The 15,622-nt window shown below is 61.6% G+C and carries 14 protein-coding genes; 10 read left to right on the forward strand and 4 right to left on the reverse strand.

Annotation, left to right across the window (positions count from 1 at the left end; genetic code table 11):
* Positions 1-173: 173 nt before the first annotated feature.
* Positions 174-1,589 carry a metalloprotease TldD gene (gene tldD / locus QN224_RS04145; RefSeq protein ID WP_283975643.1) on the forward strand — a complete coding sequence of 472 codons (1,416 nt, stop codon included), beginning with the start codon at positions 174-176 and terminating at the stop codon, positions 1,587-1,589.
* Positions 1,590-1,638: 49 nt separating this feature from the next.
* Positions 1,639-2,142 carry a GNAT family N-acetyltransferase gene (locus QN224_RS04150; protein WP_283975644.1) on the forward strand — a complete coding sequence of 168 codons (504 nt, stop codon included), beginning with the start codon at positions 1,639-1,641 and terminating at the stop codon, positions 2,140-2,142.
* A gap of 144 nt (positions 2,143-2,286) precedes the next feature.
* Here QN224_RS04150 and QN224_RS04155 read toward each other — a convergent pair whose 3' ends face one another.
* Positions 2,287-3,513, reverse strand: coding sequence for a D-alanyl-D-alanine carboxypeptidase family protein (locus QN224_RS04155; protein ID WP_283975645.1), 1,227 nt, complete (start codon positions 3,511-3,513; stop codon positions 2,287-2,289).
* Between the two features lie 207 nt (positions 3,514-3,720).
* Here QN224_RS04155 and QN224_RS04160 point away from each other — a divergent pair, with 207 nt between their 5' ends.
* Positions 3,721-4,776 (forward strand): polysaccharide deacetylase family protein, encoded by a 1,056-nt coding sequence (locus QN224_RS04160; protein WP_283975646.1) that lies wholly within the window; start codon positions 3,721-3,723, stop codon positions 4,774-4,776.
* Between the two features lie 12 nt (positions 4,777-4,788).
* On the opposite strand, the gene pdxH is transcribed toward QN224_RS04160, so the two are convergent.
* Positions 4,789-5,409: a pyridoxamine 5'-phosphate oxidase gene (gene pdxH / locus QN224_RS04165; RefSeq protein WP_283975647.1), complete on the reverse strand. Its 621-nt coding sequence runs from the start codon at positions 5,407-5,409 to the stop codon at positions 4,789-4,791.
* Positions 5,410-5,550: 141 nt separating this feature from the next.
* Between pdxH and QN224_RS04170 the strand changes: the two genes are divergently transcribed.
* From QN224_RS04170 to QN224_RS04185, 4 genes are all read left to right on the forward strand, one after another.
* Positions 5,551-6,003: an RT0821/Lpp0805 family surface protein gene (locus QN224_RS04170; protein WP_173510625.1), complete on the forward strand. Its 453-nt coding sequence runs from the start codon at positions 5,551-5,553 to the stop codon at positions 6,001-6,003.
* A 214-nt stretch (positions 6,004-6,217) separates the two neighbouring features.
* Positions 6,218-7,276, forward strand: coding sequence for a DnaJ C-terminal domain-containing protein (locus QN224_RS04175; RefSeq protein ID WP_283975648.1), 1,059 nt, complete (start codon positions 6,218-6,220; stop codon positions 7,274-7,276).
* 201 nt (positions 7,277-7,477) lie between these two features.
* On the forward strand, positions 7,478-8,296 hold the full coding sequence (fabI, locus tag QN224_RS04180; RefSeq protein WP_283975649.1) for an enoyl-ACP reductase FabI: 819 nt from the start codon (positions 7,478-7,480) through the stop codon (positions 8,294-8,296).
* Positions 8,297-8,348: 52 nt separating this feature from the next.
* Positions 8,349-8,933 carry a histidine phosphatase family protein gene (locus tag QN224_RS04185; RefSeq protein WP_283975650.1) on the forward strand — a complete coding sequence of 195 codons (585 nt, stop codon included), beginning with the start codon at positions 8,349-8,351 and terminating at the stop codon, positions 8,931-8,933.
* Between the two features lie 133 nt (positions 8,934-9,066).
* On the opposite strand, the gene QN224_RS04190 is transcribed toward QN224_RS04185, so the two are convergent.
* A complete protein-coding gene (locus tag QN224_RS04190) occupies positions 9,067-9,327 on the reverse strand; it encodes a DUF1344 domain-containing protein (RefSeq protein ID WP_173510621.1) in 261 nt (86 codons plus the stop codon).
* Positions 9,328-9,613: 286 nt separating this feature from the next.
* Here QN224_RS04190 and QN224_RS04195 point away from each other — a divergent pair, with 286 nt between their 5' ends.
* From QN224_RS04195 to ribB, 3 genes are all read left to right on the forward strand, one after another.
* Positions 9,614-12,322, forward strand: coding sequence for an EAL domain-containing protein (locus QN224_RS04195; RefSeq protein WP_283975651.1), 2,709 nt, complete (start codon positions 9,614-9,616; stop codon positions 12,320-12,322).
* Between the two features lie 229 nt (positions 12,323-12,551).
* Complete coding sequence (aroC, locus tag QN224_RS04200) at positions 12,552-13,649, forward strand: chorismate synthase (protein WP_283975652.1); 1,098 nt, start codon at positions 12,552-12,554, stop codon at positions 13,647-13,649.
* Positions 13,650-13,667: 18 nt separating this feature from the next.
* Positions 13,668-14,768, forward strand: coding sequence for a 3,4-dihydroxy-2-butanone-4-phosphate synthase (gene ribB, locus QN224_RS04205; protein WP_283975653.1), 1,101 nt, complete (start codon positions 13,668-13,670; stop codon positions 14,766-14,768).
* A gap of 73 nt (positions 14,769-14,841) precedes the next feature.
* Here the strand turns inward: ribB and QN224_RS04210 are convergent, their stop codons facing one another.
* Positions 14,842-15,372: an invasion associated locus B family protein gene (locus QN224_RS04210; protein WP_269284319.1), complete on the reverse strand. Its 531-nt coding sequence runs from the start codon at positions 15,370-15,372 to the stop codon at positions 14,842-14,844.
* Positions 15,373-15,622 lie beyond the last annotated feature (250 nt).

A 15,622-nucleotide genomic window follows, 5' to 3' on the forward strand; every position in this document is an offset into this window, starting at 1 on the left:
CCTTGGCTTGCGGCCCCGTGCTTCCTAAATGGAAGGCATACAGCGCCCGCGCGTCTTATCAGACGCGCAAAGGACGCTGTAGCACTTTGAATTGCTGCATGTTTTTATCCTTAAATCGGCTACGATTTAAGGAAACATGCAGTGGGACCTTGAACCAGCGGGAGCGGACGACCATGAACACCGATCTGATAAGCCTCTTCGATGCGGACGAGGCGATGGTCCGTAAGGTTCTGTCCGAGACGCTTGCTGGCGCCGACGACGGCGAGCTCTTTCTCGAGCACGCGCAAGCCGAGGTGCTTTCCTTCGACAACGGCCGCCTCAAGGGTGGCAGCTTCAACACCGACCAGGGCTTCGGCCTGCGCGCTGTGGCGGGCGAATCGGTCGGCTACGCGCATGCCGGAGAACTGTCGCTTGCCGCCCTGCGCAGGGCCGCCGACGCCGTCGGTCAGGTGACGCGCGGCTATGCCGGTTCCTATGCCGCAGCCCCCCAGCGCACCAACAACAAGCTCTACGGCGACGAGAACCCGATCGGCGAACCGACGTTCGAGGCCAAGGTTGCCTTGCTGCAGGAGGTCGACGCTTATCTGCGCGCCAGGGATCCCAAGGTGCGGCAGGTGACCGCCTCGATATCCGCCAGCTGGCAGGTGGTCGATATCTTGCGTTCCGACGGTCACCGAGTCCATGACGTGAGACCGATGACCCGCATCAACATCTCGGTCGTCGTCGGCGATGGCGACCGGCAGGAAACCGGATCGTTCGGCATCGGCGGACGGCGCGGGTTCGGCGACTTCGTCACGGAAGAGAACTGGAAGCGCGGCGCCGACGAAGCGCTACGGCAGGCGCTCGTCAATCTCGAAGCCATCGACGCTCCGGCGGGCACGATGGACGTCGTGCTCGCCTCCGGCTGGCCCGGCGTGATGCTGCATGAAGCGGTCGGTCACGGGCTCGAGGGCGATTTCAATCGCAAGAAGACGTCCGCCTTCGCAGGCCTCCTCGGCGAGCAGGTGGCGGCCAAAGGGGTCACCGTTGTCGATGACGGCACGATCGAGGCGCGGCGCGGCTCGATCTCGGTCGACGATGAGGGCACTCCGTCAGGCTACAACGTCCTGATCGAGGACGGCAAATTGGTCGGGTACATGCAGGACCGGCAGAATGCACGGCTGATGGGCATGAAGCCCACCGGCAACGGCCGCCGGCAGGGCTACGCGCATATTCCGATGCCCCGCATGACCAACACCTACATGCTTTCCGGAGATCGCACGCCCGAGGAGATCATCGGTTCGGTCAAGAGGGGCATCTACGCCGTCTCCTTTGGCGGCGGCCAGGTGGACATCACCTCCGGCAAGTTCGTGTTCGGCTGCACCGAAGCCTATCTGATCGAGAACGGCAAGGTCGGTGCGCCCGTAAAGGGGGCGATGCTGATCGGCAATGGACCGGACGCGATGAAGCGAGTGACGATGGTCGGCAATGACAGCAAGCTCGATACCGGCATCGGCAACTGCGGTAAGGCCGGCCAGTGGGTGCCGGTCGGTGTTGGCCAACCGCATCTCAGAATGGATCAGATCACCGTCGGCGGTACGCAGGCATAAGGCCCACGGCCGACTGAGCGGAGCCGAGGTCCGTGGAGGAAAGGGTGCCATGACGGGAGAGGTGGAAATCCGGCGCTTTGCAGCGGCGGACGAGGAGGGCGTCATCGACGTCATTTTGCCGATCCAGCGCGAGGAATTCGGCATTGCCATCACCATCGACGATCAACCGGATCTTCGCTCGATCGCCGACTTCTATCAAAGCGGGAACGGAGATTTCTGGGTTGCCACCATCGGCGACCGGGTCGTTGGTACCCTTGGTCTCAAGGATATCGGCGGATCTCAAGCGGCTCTCCGTAAGATGTTCGTCGCTCCCGATTTTCGTGGCCGCGGTCATGGCGTGGCAGCGCGGCTGCTCGAGAGACTGCTTGCCCATGCCGAGCACCGGAGAATCGCGGCCGTCTTTCTCGGCACGACCGACAAGTTCCTTGCCGCGCATCGTTTCTACGAGAAGAACGGGTTTGCCGAGATCAGCAAGGATGACCTGCCAATTGGCTTTCCGCTCATGGGTGTCGACACCAAATTCTATGTTCGACGGCTTGCACCCGCCGCGTAGCTTGCGCGCGGGAAAATATCCTCGCTGCATGTTTCCTTGAATCGTAATCGATTGGCCAAAGGAAAAACATGCCGCAAATTCAAAGCGCTACAGCGTTCTTTGTGCGGCTGATAAGACGCGCGCTGTAGAAGCTCGCGGGACAAACTAACCCCGGTCGGGAAGCAGCGTGCAATCGTAGGATCGCTTCTTGAGAATCGTGCAGGCCGAAGTGGCCGCCTCGCGGCTGGCGAAGCCGATAAAGCGCGCGCGATAGCGCCTGGCGTTGCCGTCGCCCGAAACTTCCGTATGAGGCGAGGCGCCGAGCAGCGCCGCGCCGCCGGCCGACTGCGCTTCGACCAGGATCTTCCTGGCGCCTTCCGCGGTTGTGGCCGTGGAAATCTGAATCTGCCAATATCCGCTGGCGCTTGGTGTTGCTGCACCGCCATCGACGGCAGTGGGACGATCGGACGGCATCGCCGTTTCGGGGGCGGTTTCGTGCGTTCGCAGCGTATCGGCGTAGGACAGCCGGACACCGGGCAACCCCGCTATGTCGAAGATGCCGCGCGAAGTGGTAGCGGCGACCAAACGGCCGCCAGTGGATCCCGTCCTGCCCAAATGCTGATCGAGCAGGGAAGCCATCTTGTCGTCACGGCCTCTAGCCGACCGCCCGCCGAGCACCACGCCGACGATGCGGCGATTGCCATCTCTTACGGCACTTACGATGTTGTAGCCCGACGCATTGGTGTAGCCGGTCTTGATCCCATCCATGCCCGAGTAGCGATACATCAGATTGTTGTGGCCGCGGATTGTGCGGCCGCGAAAGGTGAACCCCTGGGCCGCGAACATTCGATACTCACCCGGGAAATCTCTCATGAGTGCGATGGCGAGCCGCGCCATGTCGCGCGCTGTCGTGACCTGCTCGCGTGCCGGCAGACCGGAGGCGTTGACGAAATACGTGCGGGTCATGCCCAGGCGACGCGCTTTTGCGTTCATCATCTGCGCAAAGCCGGCCTCCGACCCGCCGAGCGCTTCGGCGACCGCCGCGGCCGCATCGTTGGCCGAGCGGACGATCATGCCGTTGACGGCCTCCTGAACGGTGATCGTGTCGCCGGCCCTGACGCCGAGCTTCGTCGGCGGTTTGCGCGCGGCCGTTGGCGACATCACCAACCTGGTGTTCCAGCCGATCTGACCCCGATGCAACGCCTCGAAGGTTAAATAGAGCGTCATCATCTTCGTCAGCGACGCGGGATGGTTGAGCGTGTCGGCATTCTCGGCAGCAAGAATCCTGCCTGTCCGCGCGTCTAGAACGAGGGACGCGCTACCCGCCACCGCTTGCGCGGTGCTGAGCACAAAAGCGGCGACCGCCGCCAGGGCAAATCGGAAGCTCTTCATCGGATCCCCCCTCACCAAAAGCACGATCGTTAGCAATATTGTTCCGCTTTGTGACAGGGTAGCAGCTTTGTTGCAACATCGAGGCCGATAATCGCTGTCCAAAACCGGAAATTGTCGGCCGTAAATCCGCGCGCAGGCTGACCGGATTCAGCAAGGTTTAACCGGCCGGCATTAGTTTCCCGTCGCAGGACAGGGTGACGAAACCGGATGAAGCAGGGCATCGCGCGGGTGGTGAGAAACCGAGTGAGGCGCGTCGCGATCGGCGGCGGGCTCGAGATCGCGCAACTCATCGCGCGCTCGGGGTTGATGAACGGGGCGCGCGGATACGGCGCGATCTTCACCCTGCATCACGTTCGCCCCAAGCTTCAGCGAGCCTTCGATCCCAACGCCCACCTGGAAATTACGCCGACGTTTCTAGAGGAAGCGATCCTTGCGCTGAAGCGCGACGGTTATCGCTTCGTCGCGTTGGAAGATCTGCCGGGATGCCTGGCTCTTCACGATGCGCGACCTGTCGCCTGCTTCACGCTTGATGACGGCTATCGCAACAATCTCGACTACGCGCTGCCGGTTTTCGAACAGCACGGCGTGCCGTTCACCGTCTTCGTCACAGGCGGCTACGTCGATCGCACCCACACGCTGTGGTGGGAAACGCTTGCCGACATGCTTTCGGCCGCAAGCGACTTCCGCTTTGACTTCGGCTCAGGCATGGAGATCATGAGGGCCGCAAGCACTGCCGAAAAGCAGGCCGTCTTCGACCGCGTCGCCACCTATGTTCGGGGCCGCGACGAGGCAGATTCCATTGGCAGACTGAATGCGCTGGCGCGGGTTCAGGGCATTGATCCGCTTGCGATTACCGCGCGCCTGACGCTCGATGCGACGGGGCTGCGTTCATTGCTTGAAAGCCCCCTCGCAAGCCTCGGCGCACATACGATCAGTCATCGTGCACTCGCGCGCCTGAGCGACGCCGAGGCGCAGCGGGAGATGTCGGAATCTGCCGCACGCGTCGAGGCCATCGCCGGCCGCTGGCCGGGAACCCTTGCCTATCCCTATGGGGACGGACCCGCGGTTTCGGAGCGCGACCACCGCCTGGCCGAGCGGCTCGGCTTCACGGTGGCGGTGACGACGCGACCCGCCACCCTTTCGGCCGACGCCGTTTCAAACCCTTACGCCCTGCCGAGAATCTCGCTCAACGGCCATTTTCAGAATGCCCGCCACGTTTCGACGCTTGCTTCCGGTGTCCCGTTCCAGTTGATGGCGCGATAGCCTGCAGGCTGATCAGGGATACATCCGAACCTTTGCCCAACCACCCTCCGGCTTCTGGCGACGGAACTCCACGCGGTCATGCAGCCGGAACGGCCGGTCGTGCCAGAATTCGATCGAAGTGGGGAGAATGCGGAAACCGGACCAGTGTTCCGGGCGGGGAATCTCGCCGATGGCGTGGCGCGCCGTGTATTCGGCGACCGCCTTTTCCAGAGCGAAGCGGCTTTCAAGCGGACGCGATTGCTTGGAGGCCCAGGCACCGATGCGGCTGCCGCGCGGCCGGCTCTTGAAATATTCGTCCGCTTCGTCGTCGGAGACGATTTCGACCGGACCGCGGATTCGCACCTGCCGGCGTAGCGATTTCCAGTGAAAGCACATGGCGGCTTTTCGCGACGCGAGAATTTCACGGCCTTTCTGACTTTCGAAATTCGTGTAGAACACAAAGCCGCGTTCATCGAATCCCTTGAGCAGCACCATGCGCACATTGGGCAGCCCATCCGGATCGACGGTCGCAAGCGCCACGGCGTTAGGGTCGTTGATCTCGTTCTCTTCGGCGTCCTTCAACCATGTGCCGAAAAGGGAAAAGGGCTCATTCGCTTCGGTGAAGTCACCGGTTATTAACTCATTCGCGGTCATAATGCCTTCCAATGCCGTGATATCTGGCGCGGGAACGCTTCGGGATGAGCCCGATCGGTGTTTCCGCATCGAAAAATGTCAGAGCCTGCCTGTGGACTTCCTCGGAAAACGTGCAGCTCTAGCGAGTCTGACAGGATTGCCGTGCAAGACATAGCAAAGTGGATCGATGGCAAGAAGGGTTTTTCCTTCGCATTGCTGCGCAGCGGAGTGTTCTGCCTGGCAATTCTCGCTCTGCCGGGGTGCATGGGCGCGGGTCTCGATCTTTTTGGCGGCCCAAGCGTCGACCGGGTGTCGACGGGAACCGTACCGGTCGCGAAGACCTCGGACGGCCTCTCCGACGCACTCGCAGTGCGCAACGCCGTTTCCTCCGCCGATATCAGCCAAGGTGGCGACAACCCTATCCCGTGGGCAAACGCGAGGTCCGGCAGTGCAGGCGTCATCAGTGCCATCCAGGAAGACCGTGCAAGCGGCATGCTCTGCCGGCGCTTCACGACGACACGCCACTCCTATGAAGGTATAGCCAAGTTCGACGGCAGCGCCTGCCAGCTCGGCAACGGCGAATGGTACCTGACGAGTTTCGGCCCGCGGGGCTGAAAATCCTCGATTAACCACGTTGCTTCAAAGCCGCGGAAAAACAACCGCGACCAGTCCGCTCGCGCCAATCCTGCATCCGCCGACTAACCGATATTTAGCAACTTCTCCAGATCATCGCCGGGAGAAGAAAGCCGCAAGCCCGGCCTTCGCCCGGGGGCGAGCTACGAGGCGAACACCGGGAGAGGCTGCCGGTCGGAGAAGATGGTGACAAACCATGCGTGATCCCTATGCAATTCTCGGCGTGCGCCGCAATGCCGGGCTGGATGAGATCAAGGCCGCTTGGCGATCCGTAGCCAAGGCCGTCCATCCCGACCACAACCAGGACGATCCCTTGGCGACGCAGCGCTTTGCCGAGGCGGGCAAGGCTTACGAGCTCCTGCGCGATCCCGTGCTGAGAAGCCGTTACGATCGCGTTCGCCGTGAGGCCGAGCTGCGCCGTATGGAAGCGATGAAGCAGAAGATGCGTGGACCGGAGCCTGCCGAGGAGCCGATCGATGCCGAAACGGCGGAAGAAGCGATTTCGCGTATCTTCGGCGTTGAACCGCAGGCTGCCTCTGCTTCCTCGAAGCCGAAGCCGGCGTCCGCGCGCCCGGCCGACAAGGGCGAACCGCCGGCGGCGGTGAGGCCGGAGGCGGCCGCTGAACCGAAACGGGAGGAATCGTCGAGGCTTGACCCGTTGGTCGTCCGGCGCTCCGCTGCACCGGCGGCGGACCTGGTCGCCGCGATCGTGCGGCGAATTCGTGGCCGCGTCGCAAAGACCGCGGAGAAGGTTCCGGACCTGGCGATCGACGTCGATGTCAGCATCGAGCAGATCATCAATCGCGCCCGGGTGTCGGTCGAGCTTCCGGATGGCGAGACCGCGAAGCTTTCCATTCCGTCGGGTGCGGTCGATGGCCAGAGCATCCGGCTGAAGGAACAGGGCTACCGCGTGACGGGCATGGCGCGCGGCGATGTCGTCGCGACATTGCGGGTCAACCAGGAAGGGGCCTTTCGCACGCAAGGTCTCAACCTCGTGACCACCTTGCCACTCGACCTTCAAGATGCCGTATTGGGCTGTGAAACTGCCATCGAAACGCCTAACGGGCCGGTGGCGGTCACCGTTCCCGCCTGGTCGGGGTCGGACAAGTTGATCCGGATTGCCGGCGCGGGGTTGCGCGGTGCGGATGGAGAGGCCGGAGATCTGCTTGTCGAACTACGGCTGATGCTTCGCGAAAAGCCGGACGACAAGATAACGGATTTGATGCGGTCGTTGCGCCACGGCCTTTATCTGTGACGGTTTTCTGACAAGCTGAACCAATATTACGGGGACTAACAGTTCCTGATCTGCACTGCGCTTGAACCGCTGTGACGGCTATGCCATAGGCAATGCTCGACAATTTGCCGCACCGCACAGGCGCTGGTGCGGCGTCGTTGAGATTCATGAACTCTCGCACCGGCGGCGGCCGGTGCAGGCAGACAGTATTGGGGACATTCCATGGCTCAGGCATCGGGTCTGATGAATGGCAAGCGCGGCGTCATCATGGGCGTCGCAAACAACCGCTCGATTGCATGGGGCATCGCGAAGGCTTGCTCGGAAGCGGGTGCTGAAATCGCACTGACCTGGCAAGGCGACGCGCTCAAGAAGCGTGTCGAACCTCTAGCGCAGGAACTTGGTGCCTTCATGGCTGGCCACTGCGATGTGACCGACCTTGCAACGATCGATGCCGTTTTCTCGACGCTCGAAGAGAAGTGGGGCAAGATCGACTTCGTCGTGCATGCCATCGCCTTCTCCGACAAGGATGAATTGACGGGCCGTTACCTTGATACGAGCCGCGACAACTTCGCGCGTACGATGGATATTTCCGTCTACTCCTTCACGGCCGTCGCCGCACGTGCCGAGCGCATCATGAACGATGGCGGCTCGATGCTGACGCTCACCTATTACGGCGCCGAAAAGGTCATGCCGCATTACAACGTCATGGGCGTTGCCAAGGCGGCGCTCGAGGCGAGCGTGCGTTATCTTGCAGTGGATGTCGGCAGTCGGGGGATACGCGTCAACGCGATCTCGGCCGGCCCGATCAAGACGCTTGCCGCATCCGGCATCGGCGACTTCCGCTACATTCTCAAGTGGAACGAGTACAATGCGCCGCTGAAGCGTACGGTCTCGATAGAGGAAGTCGGCAATTCGGCCCTCTATCTGCTCTCCGATCTGTCGAGCGGCGTCACCGGCGAAGTGCACCACGTCGATTCCGGCTATCATACGGTCGGCATGAAGGCTGTCGATGCACCGGACATTTCCGTTCTCAAGGACTGATTTCCTTTGTTGATGTGACGGCGGTGGTGACAGCTCGCCCGGAGTGAACGCTGTGCTCATCTACATGGTTCGGCATGGGCAAACGGATTGGAATGCCGAAAGCCGCCTTCAGGGACAAAAGGACATTCCCCTCAACGAAACCGGTCGCCGGCAGGCGACCGAGAACGGCTTGGCTCTGAGGGAGATCCTCGGGCCTGAAGTCAATGGTTTCGATTTCGTCGCCAGCCCGCTCGGCCGCACACGCGAGACCATGGAACGCCTCAGATATGCCATGGGGCTCGATCCGGCTTCCTATCGCATCGACGACAGGCTGAGGGAAGTCTCCTTCGGTGACTGGGAAGGCTACACCCTGCCCGAATTGAAGCGCCAGGTACCCCAGCGGATCGCCGAAAGGCGCGTTGCCAAATGGGATTTTATCCCGCCCGGCCAATATGCCGAAAGCTACGAGATTCTGTCATGGCGCGTGGGCGCCTGGTTGAACGACGTGACGCAGCCGACCGTCTGCGTCAGCCATGGCGGCGTCATTCGCGCGTTGTTCAAGCTTCTTGGGGAAATGAGTGCCGACGAAGCGGCAACTTCGGCCATTCCGCAGGACCGTCTGCTGAGGGTAGCCGACGGCGCGATCGGCTGGGTCTAAAGCAATTCCGGAAAATGTGTGCAACGGTTTTTCCGCCCGGAATTGCCTAATCCAAAAACGTGGATCTACTCCACGCCTCAAGGCGACGCCAGCCGTGCCGCCGAAAGGCCCGCGCTTGTGCGGGCAGGATTGCTCACTGGACGATTTCCAGATCGTTGATGACGCGTTTGCCGTCAATCTCGGTGTAGAAGACGAGCACTTTTACGCCTGCCTCGAGACCTTCGAAGTTGAACTCCTCGGGCGCCTGGTAGCTCTTGCCATCGTCCAGCGAGAGGCTAAGGCGATCGGTGTCGACACTGGTGATCACCGCTTCCACGTCGGCGCTTTCGGCATGCACGGAAAGCGGCGAAAGCAAGCCTGCAGTGGCCATGAGCGCGGCAATGACAAATCGCATTCTTCCTGCCCTCCTCAATGATTCCGCGAATATTTTTGTCATCACCATTTGATCCCCGATTGTGGCAAAAGTTGCCTTGTACCGTAGCTTTAGCGCGCATGTTGGCGGTAGTGAACTGCGCGGCCGGCGAGCGAAGAGTGGACGCCGGAGCGGACAATTTCAAGCCGGCGGAGCCGATTGGCCGCCGGGCCGACTGCCGTCTCGGCCACGTTTTCCAAGGAAATTTTTTTCGAAAGCCAATCTTAAGATTCCAAGGCTACCGTGCACCGGGGATTGGGGAAAACAATTGAAGATTATCGTCGCTCTGCGCCGCCGCATCCGTGCGATTGCCAACTTTGCGAAGCCATCGCTCGTTCCGGCGGTGATCGCGGGCGCGGTCGTCTTCATCGGCGGCAATATCTATGAGCGGCAGAACCGCGAGAACTTTCGCGAAGACCTGAAGATCGACGTCGAAAACGAATTGAATCTGATCGCCGGCCGTTTTCGCGCGGAATTCAACACCAATATCGCCGCGCTCAATGGGCTGGCCAACGGGCTCGCCGTCCAGCCGGAGACGACGTCGAGCGATTTCAGCAAACTGGCGGCGAAGCTGCTCTTGCAAAACCCGCAGCTGGTTCGCGTTTCCGCGGCGCCGGCGGGCGTCGTCACGATGACCTTTTCGCAGGATCGCCAACAATCGTTCGTCGGCACGGATCTTGGCCGATTCCGCGCGATGCGCGTGGCACTCGATCGTGCGTCCTCGATGGCAAAACCGGTGGTCGTCGGACCGGTCAGCCTGCCAAACGGCCGAACCGGGTTCGATGTCTTCGTGCCCGTCTTCTCGAATGTCGGTGGACGAGCCTCGTTCTGGGGCTTCGTCGAGGCTGTCCTCGACGAAGAGGCGCTTTATCGGTCGGCGCGCCTGCATGAGGAAGGCATGGAAATGCCGGAGGCAGTCGGCAACCATAGGCGCGTCCCTGTTGACCTGGCCATTCGCGACATCTCGGTCAGCGACAATGTGATGGAACCTTTCCTCGACGAAACCGGGGTTTTCCAGAGGTCTCCGGTCGTCCGCGAGCTGCAACTGCCCGGCGGCGTGTGGGAGTTGGCCGCGGCTCCCGCAACCGGCTGGTCCCAGGAACCGGAGAACAGCGGCGAAATCAGGCTTGCGACCATTGCCGCTGTCATGGTCGTCGTAGTGCCCATTCTTGTCACCGGCGGCCTCATGAACGAGCGTCAGCGCAACATAGCCAAGCTGAAGGCGCGCGAAAGCGAAGTGATGGCCCTGTCGCATCGTCTCAACCTGGCCCTGGATGCGTCGAAGATCGGGATCTGGGAAATCGACATTGCCACGCAAGAACGAACCTGGGACGACCGGATGTTCCACCTGCATGGACTGACCGGTGGCGATCCAACTCATGAGAAATGGCGTGCGACCGTGCATCCTGACGACATCGCTGCTGTCTCCGCCGCCTTGTTCCGCAGCCTGGACGAAGGGCTTGAATATCGCTCGCAATACCGAGTCGTGATGAAGGATGGCTCCATCCGCCACCTGCGCCATGTGGGCTCGGGCCACGAGGGGGCCGACGGCCGGGCGAAAATCACCGGTATAAGCTGGGACGTCACCGACGATGTGCTGATGACTGAGCAGCTTAGGGCGGCCAAGGCAGTGGCCGACATGAAGAATGCCGAACTCGCCCACGCGAAGGACCGCATCGAGCACAATGCCCTGCATGATCCACTGACGGGGCTCGGCAATCGACGAATGCTCGACGAGACGCTGGAGCAACTCTTCGCGGCAAGCGTCGAAAAGCCCGAACGCGTTGCCATCCTCCATATCGATCTCGACCGTTTTAAGCAGATCAACGACACGCTTGGCCATGCGGCGGGCGACGCCATGCTTGTTCATGCCTCCGAGATCCTGCGCTTGAACATCTCGGCAGGTGACATCGTGGCGCGCATCGGCGGAGACGAATTCGTCGTCGTGATTTCCGAAGCACCGGACGATGCCGCGCTGGCCGCACTATGCGACCGCATCATTGCCCAGATGCGCCAACCGGTCGATTACGACGGGTTCCCCTGTCGCTTCGGCGTCAGCATCGGCGTTGCCGTGGCGCGTCGCTCCACGGCCGATGCGCGCAAGCTGCTCGTCAATGCCGACATCGCGCTCTATCGAGCCAAGGAAAGTGGACGCAACCACTACCAGTGCTTTACGCAGGCGCTGCAGGCCGAAGTGGTGACCAACAAGCGGATCGCCGACGAAATACTGGAAGGGATCGAACGCGATCAGTTCGTGCCATGGTACCAGCCGCAGTTCGACGCCTCGACGCTCGCGCTCTCCGGCGTCGAGGCGCTGATCCGTTGGCAGCATCCGCGCGAGGGAATCCTGACCCCGGACCGGTTCCTGAGGATTGCCGAAGAGCTGAACGTGACCGCCACGCTCGATCGTCTGGTCCTGCAAAAGGCCCTTGCCGACCGGATGCGCTGGGCCGCGGCCGGTCTCCGGGTGCCGAAGATTTCTGTCAACGTCTCGGCCAAGCGCCTGCAGGAAAGGGATCTGCTCGCCTCGCTCGAGGGGCTGAGCATCATGCCCGGCCAGATTTCGTTCGAACTGGTGGAGTCCATCTTCCTCGACGAAAGCGACGACATCGTCACGGCCAATATCGAAGGGATCAAGAAACTCGGTATCGATATCGAGATCGACGATTTCGGCACCGGCCACACCTCGATCGTCAGTCTGCTGAAAATCAAGCCGAAGCGGCTGAAGATCGATCGCCAGCTGGTCGCCCCTGTGCTTGGCGCCCGAACCGAGCAGGCGCTCGTGCGCTCGATCATCGAGATCGGCCGCTCTCTTGGCATCGAGACCGTCGCCGAAGGCGTGGAAACCATGGCGCATGCGGAAATGCTCGGCATTCTCGGTTGTGACCTTCTGCAGGGCTACGCCTTTTCGAAGCCGTTGAGCAGCGAAAGCTTCCTCGCCTTCGCGACAGAGCGCGGGTTTCGCCTCGCTTCATGATCGATTCAAGGACAAAAGCACATCTGCGCTATAGTGGAAGTCCTTTCCCTTTGGCGGCCTTCCACTACAGCGCCGTGGCCCTTTTTCAGACGCACAAAAGGTCGCTGTAGCACTTTGATTTGCTGCATGTTCCTAACCTTAAATCGGTTCCGATTTAGCGAAACATGCAGTAAGAGAGGGCGCGCGCGTCTGTTTTCCCGCGTGTGGTTGTCAGCATTCGGTTCTCGTCATGTCGCACAATAGCTTCGGTCACCTCTTCCGCGTCACCACCTGGGGCGAAAGCCATGGGCCGGCGCTCGGCTGCGTTGTCGACGGATGCCCGCCCGGCATTCGCTTCACGCTGGCCGAAATCCAGGCCTGGCTCGACAAGCGCAAGCCTGGCCAATCCCGCTTCGTGACCCAGCGCCGCGAGGACGACCTGGTCAAGATTCTGTCCGGGGTGATGTTCGACGAGGACGGCGAGACGATGATCTCGACCGGCACGCCGATTTCGATGATGATCGAGAACACCGACCAGCGTTCCAAGGACTATTCGGATATCGCCAAGCGTTACCGTCCGGGCCACGCTGATTATACATATGATGTCAAATACGGTATTCGCGACTATCGCGGCGGCGGTCGCTCTTCGGCGCGCGAAACGGCGGCGCGCGTTGCGGCCGGCGGCATCGCCCGCAAAGTGGTGCCCGGCCTGGTCGTGCGCGGGGCGCTCGTCCAGATCGGCAAGCACAGGGTTGGTCGGGCCAACTGGGACTGGGCCGAGGTGAACAACAACCCGTTCTTCGCCCCGGACCCGGCGATCGTTCCCGTCTGGGAAGAATATCTCGACGGTATCCGCAAGGCCGGTTCGTCGATCGGCGCGGTCGTCGAAGTGGTTGCCGAGGGCGTGCCCGCGGGTATCGGCGCACCGATCTACGGCAAGCTCGATCAGGACATCGCCTCCAACCTGATGTCGATCAACGCGGTCAAGGGCGTGGAGATCGGTAACGGTTTCGGTGCGGCGGAGATCAGCGGCGAGGAGAACGCCGACGAGATGCGCATCGGACCCGGCGGCGAGCCGGTTTTCCTGTCCAACAATGCCGGCGGCATCCTGGGAGGCATCGCGACGGGTCAGCCGATCGTTGCACGCTTCGCGATCAAGCCGACGTCATCGATCCTGACCGAACGCCGCTCGATCGATAGCGACGGCAATGAAGTGGATGTCCGCACCAAGGGCCGCCACGATCCTTGCGTCGGCATCCGCGCCGTGCCGATCGGCGAGGCAATGCTTGCCTGCACGATTGCCGACCATTATCTGCGCGATCGGGGCCAGACTGGACGGCTGAAGTAGTTTGCGGGGATTATCTTGATGTCCTATGACCAGAAGCGCGTCGTTGACGCCATTCGCGCCTTCGAGGCCGGCGAGATCGTCGTCGTCACCGATGACGGCGGCCGTGAGAACGAGGGCGACCTTATCGTCGCAGCCGTGCATTGCACGCCCGAGAAGATGGCCTTCATCGTCCGCCACACCTCCGGCATCGTCTGTGCGCCGATGCCACGCGAAGAGGCAAAGCGCCTCAATCTGAATGCGATGGTGGCGGAGAATGACTCCGCCCATACGACGGCGTTCACCGTTTCGGTGGATTTCAGGCATGGAACCACCACCGGCATCTCAGCCGACGACCGGACGTTGACCGTCCGGAATCTGGCCAATCCGAATATCGGACCAGCAGATTTCGTCCGCCCGGGCCATATCTTCCCGTTGGTGGCCCGCGAGGGCGGCGTGCTGATGCGTTCGGGTCACACGGAGGCGGCCGTGGACCTCTGTAAGCTCGCGAGCCTCCCCCCGGTCGGCGTCATCTGCGAACTCGTCAATGACGACGGCACCGTGATGCGCGGCCCACAGGTCGAAAGCTTCGCCGAGAACCATGGCCTCAAGCAGGTGTCGGTCGCGGATCTGATCGCCTACCGCCAGCGCAAGGAGACGCTGATCGAGCAGGGCAATTGCTTCGAGATCGATACGCCTTACGGCAAGGCGAAGGGCCACACCTATTCGCTGCCCTGGGATCCGATGCAGCACCTTGCCGTCGTCTTCGGCGACATTCGCGACGGCGTCGACATCCCCGTTCGTCTGCATCTTGAGAATGTGGGTGCGGATGTTTTCGGCAGGGACCGTCAGGTCGATGCGATCATGAAGCGCATCGCCGGGGAGGGAAGGGGCGTCATCGTCTATCTGCGTGAAGGTTCCGTCGGCGTCGGCGTTTCGCAAACGGCGCGGAAGGGCAAGCACGATCGCGAGGATCACTCGGAAGCCCAGGCGCGCGAAAGCGAATGGTTGGAAATCGGTCTCGGCGCACAGATCCTGAAGGATCTCGGCATTACCTCGATCCGCCTCATCTCCTCGCGCGAGCGCCATTATGTCGGCCTCGAAGGTTTCGGCATCAAGATTGCCGCAACCGATATTCTGTAACGAACAGTCGTTATACCACCGCAAAAAAGCCGCGCTGCAAAGCGCGGCTTTTTAATCTTCGATGCTGCCCCGATCAGGGCAGGGCGTCGTAACCCTCGCCAAAACCCTTGAGGTCGACCGGGATCCCGATGCCTTCTTCCGGCGACTGGAAAACGATGAAGGTTGCAGTCGCGCCGGCGCGGAAGGTCTTCAGCAGTTCGTCCTCGAGCACGACTTCAGCGTAGCAGCCGTCGGAGAAGCAGCGCACGAAATAGGCGCGACCGATATCCTTGCCATCGACATTGAGACCGAGACCGTTCGGTAGAAGCACGCCGAGCGGCGCGAGAACGCGGAGGATCTTCGCCTTGCGGTCGGCGGTTTTCAGAACCACGACCGAAAGGCCGACTTCCGGCCTGTCCTCGGCGATAACGTTCTGCATAAGCGCGCATTGCTCAGCAGAGGCTCCAGCCGGCTGATCGCAGACGATCGACCAGGCGCCGTGGTTTGATTTCACCGTTCCAGGCGTTCCGCCGGATTGCTGGGCCAGGCTTACGGCAGGGAACATGAAGGTGGCAATTCCGAGCGCGGCCAGAACCGGCAGCCGGGAGAAGAGGGACAGGCCCATGTAAACCTCAAAACGTCGAATCATCAGGGCTATTCTTGATGCGCGCGAAGATAAATGAAAAGCCCTGCTGGCTACATTCCAGCGCCGTATGGCGGAAATGGGGCCTCTGCCCTGGGGAGGCTCCGGATCGGTCGGCGGCGGACTGGCGGTTCCACGAGCCGCGACAGGCCTAACCCAATTTGACGGCGGGCGCGAGGGGCGCCCATGTGAAAAGCTGCCTTTGTGCAAAAATGCCGCACGGGGTTGGTTG

Origin of the sequence: Sinorhizobium sp. 7-81 (genome assembly GCF_030124405.1) — a bacterium.
Lineage (GTDB): Bacteria > Pseudomonadota > Alphaproteobacteria > Rhizobiales > Rhizobiaceae > Sinorhizobium > Sinorhizobium psoraleae.

Bases quoted from the DNA above. Each gene is read 5' to 3' on its own strand.
- pdxH (WP_283975647.1), bottom strand. From the start codon at position 5,409: ATGACCGCGAATGAGTTAATAACCGGTGACTTCACCGAAGCGAATGAG.
- QN224_RS04190 (WP_173510621.1), bottom strand. From the start codon at position 9,327: ATGCGATTTGTCATTGCCGCGCTCATGGCCACTGCAGGCTTGCTTTCG.
- QN224_RS04175 (WP_283975648.1), top strand. From the start codon at position 6,218: ATGCGTGATCCCTATGCAATTCTCGGCGTGCGCCGCAATGCCGGGCTG.
- ribB (WP_283975653.1), top strand. From the start codon at position 13,668: ATGTCCTATGACCAGAAGCGCGTCGTTGACGCCATTCGCGCCTTCGAG.
- tldD (WP_283975643.1), top strand. From the start codon at position 174: ATGAACACCGATCTGATAAGCCTCTTCGATGCGGACGAGGCGATGGTC.
- QN224_RS04160 (WP_283975646.1), top strand. From the start codon at position 3,721: ATGAAGCAGGGCATCGCGCGGGTGGTGAGAAACCGAGTGAGGCGCGTC.
- fabI (WP_283975649.1), top strand. From the start codon at position 7,478: ATGGCTCAGGCATCGGGTCTGATGAATGGCAAGCGCGGCGTCATCATG.
- QN224_RS04150 (WP_283975644.1), top strand. From the start codon at position 1,639: ATGACGGGAGAGGTGGAAATCCGGCGCTTTGCAGCGGCGGACGAGGAG.
- QN224_RS04210 (WP_269284319.1), bottom strand. From the start codon at position 15,372: ATGGGCCTGTCCCTCTTCTCCCGGCTGCCGGTTCTGGCCGCGCTCGGA.
- QN224_RS04155 (WP_283975645.1), bottom strand. From the start codon at position 3,513: ATGAAGAGCTTCCGATTTGCCCTGGCGGCGGTCGCCGCTTTTGTGCTC.
- aroC (WP_283975652.1), top strand. From the start codon at position 12,552: ATGTCGCACAATAGCTTCGGTCACCTCTTCCGCGTCACCACCTGGGGC.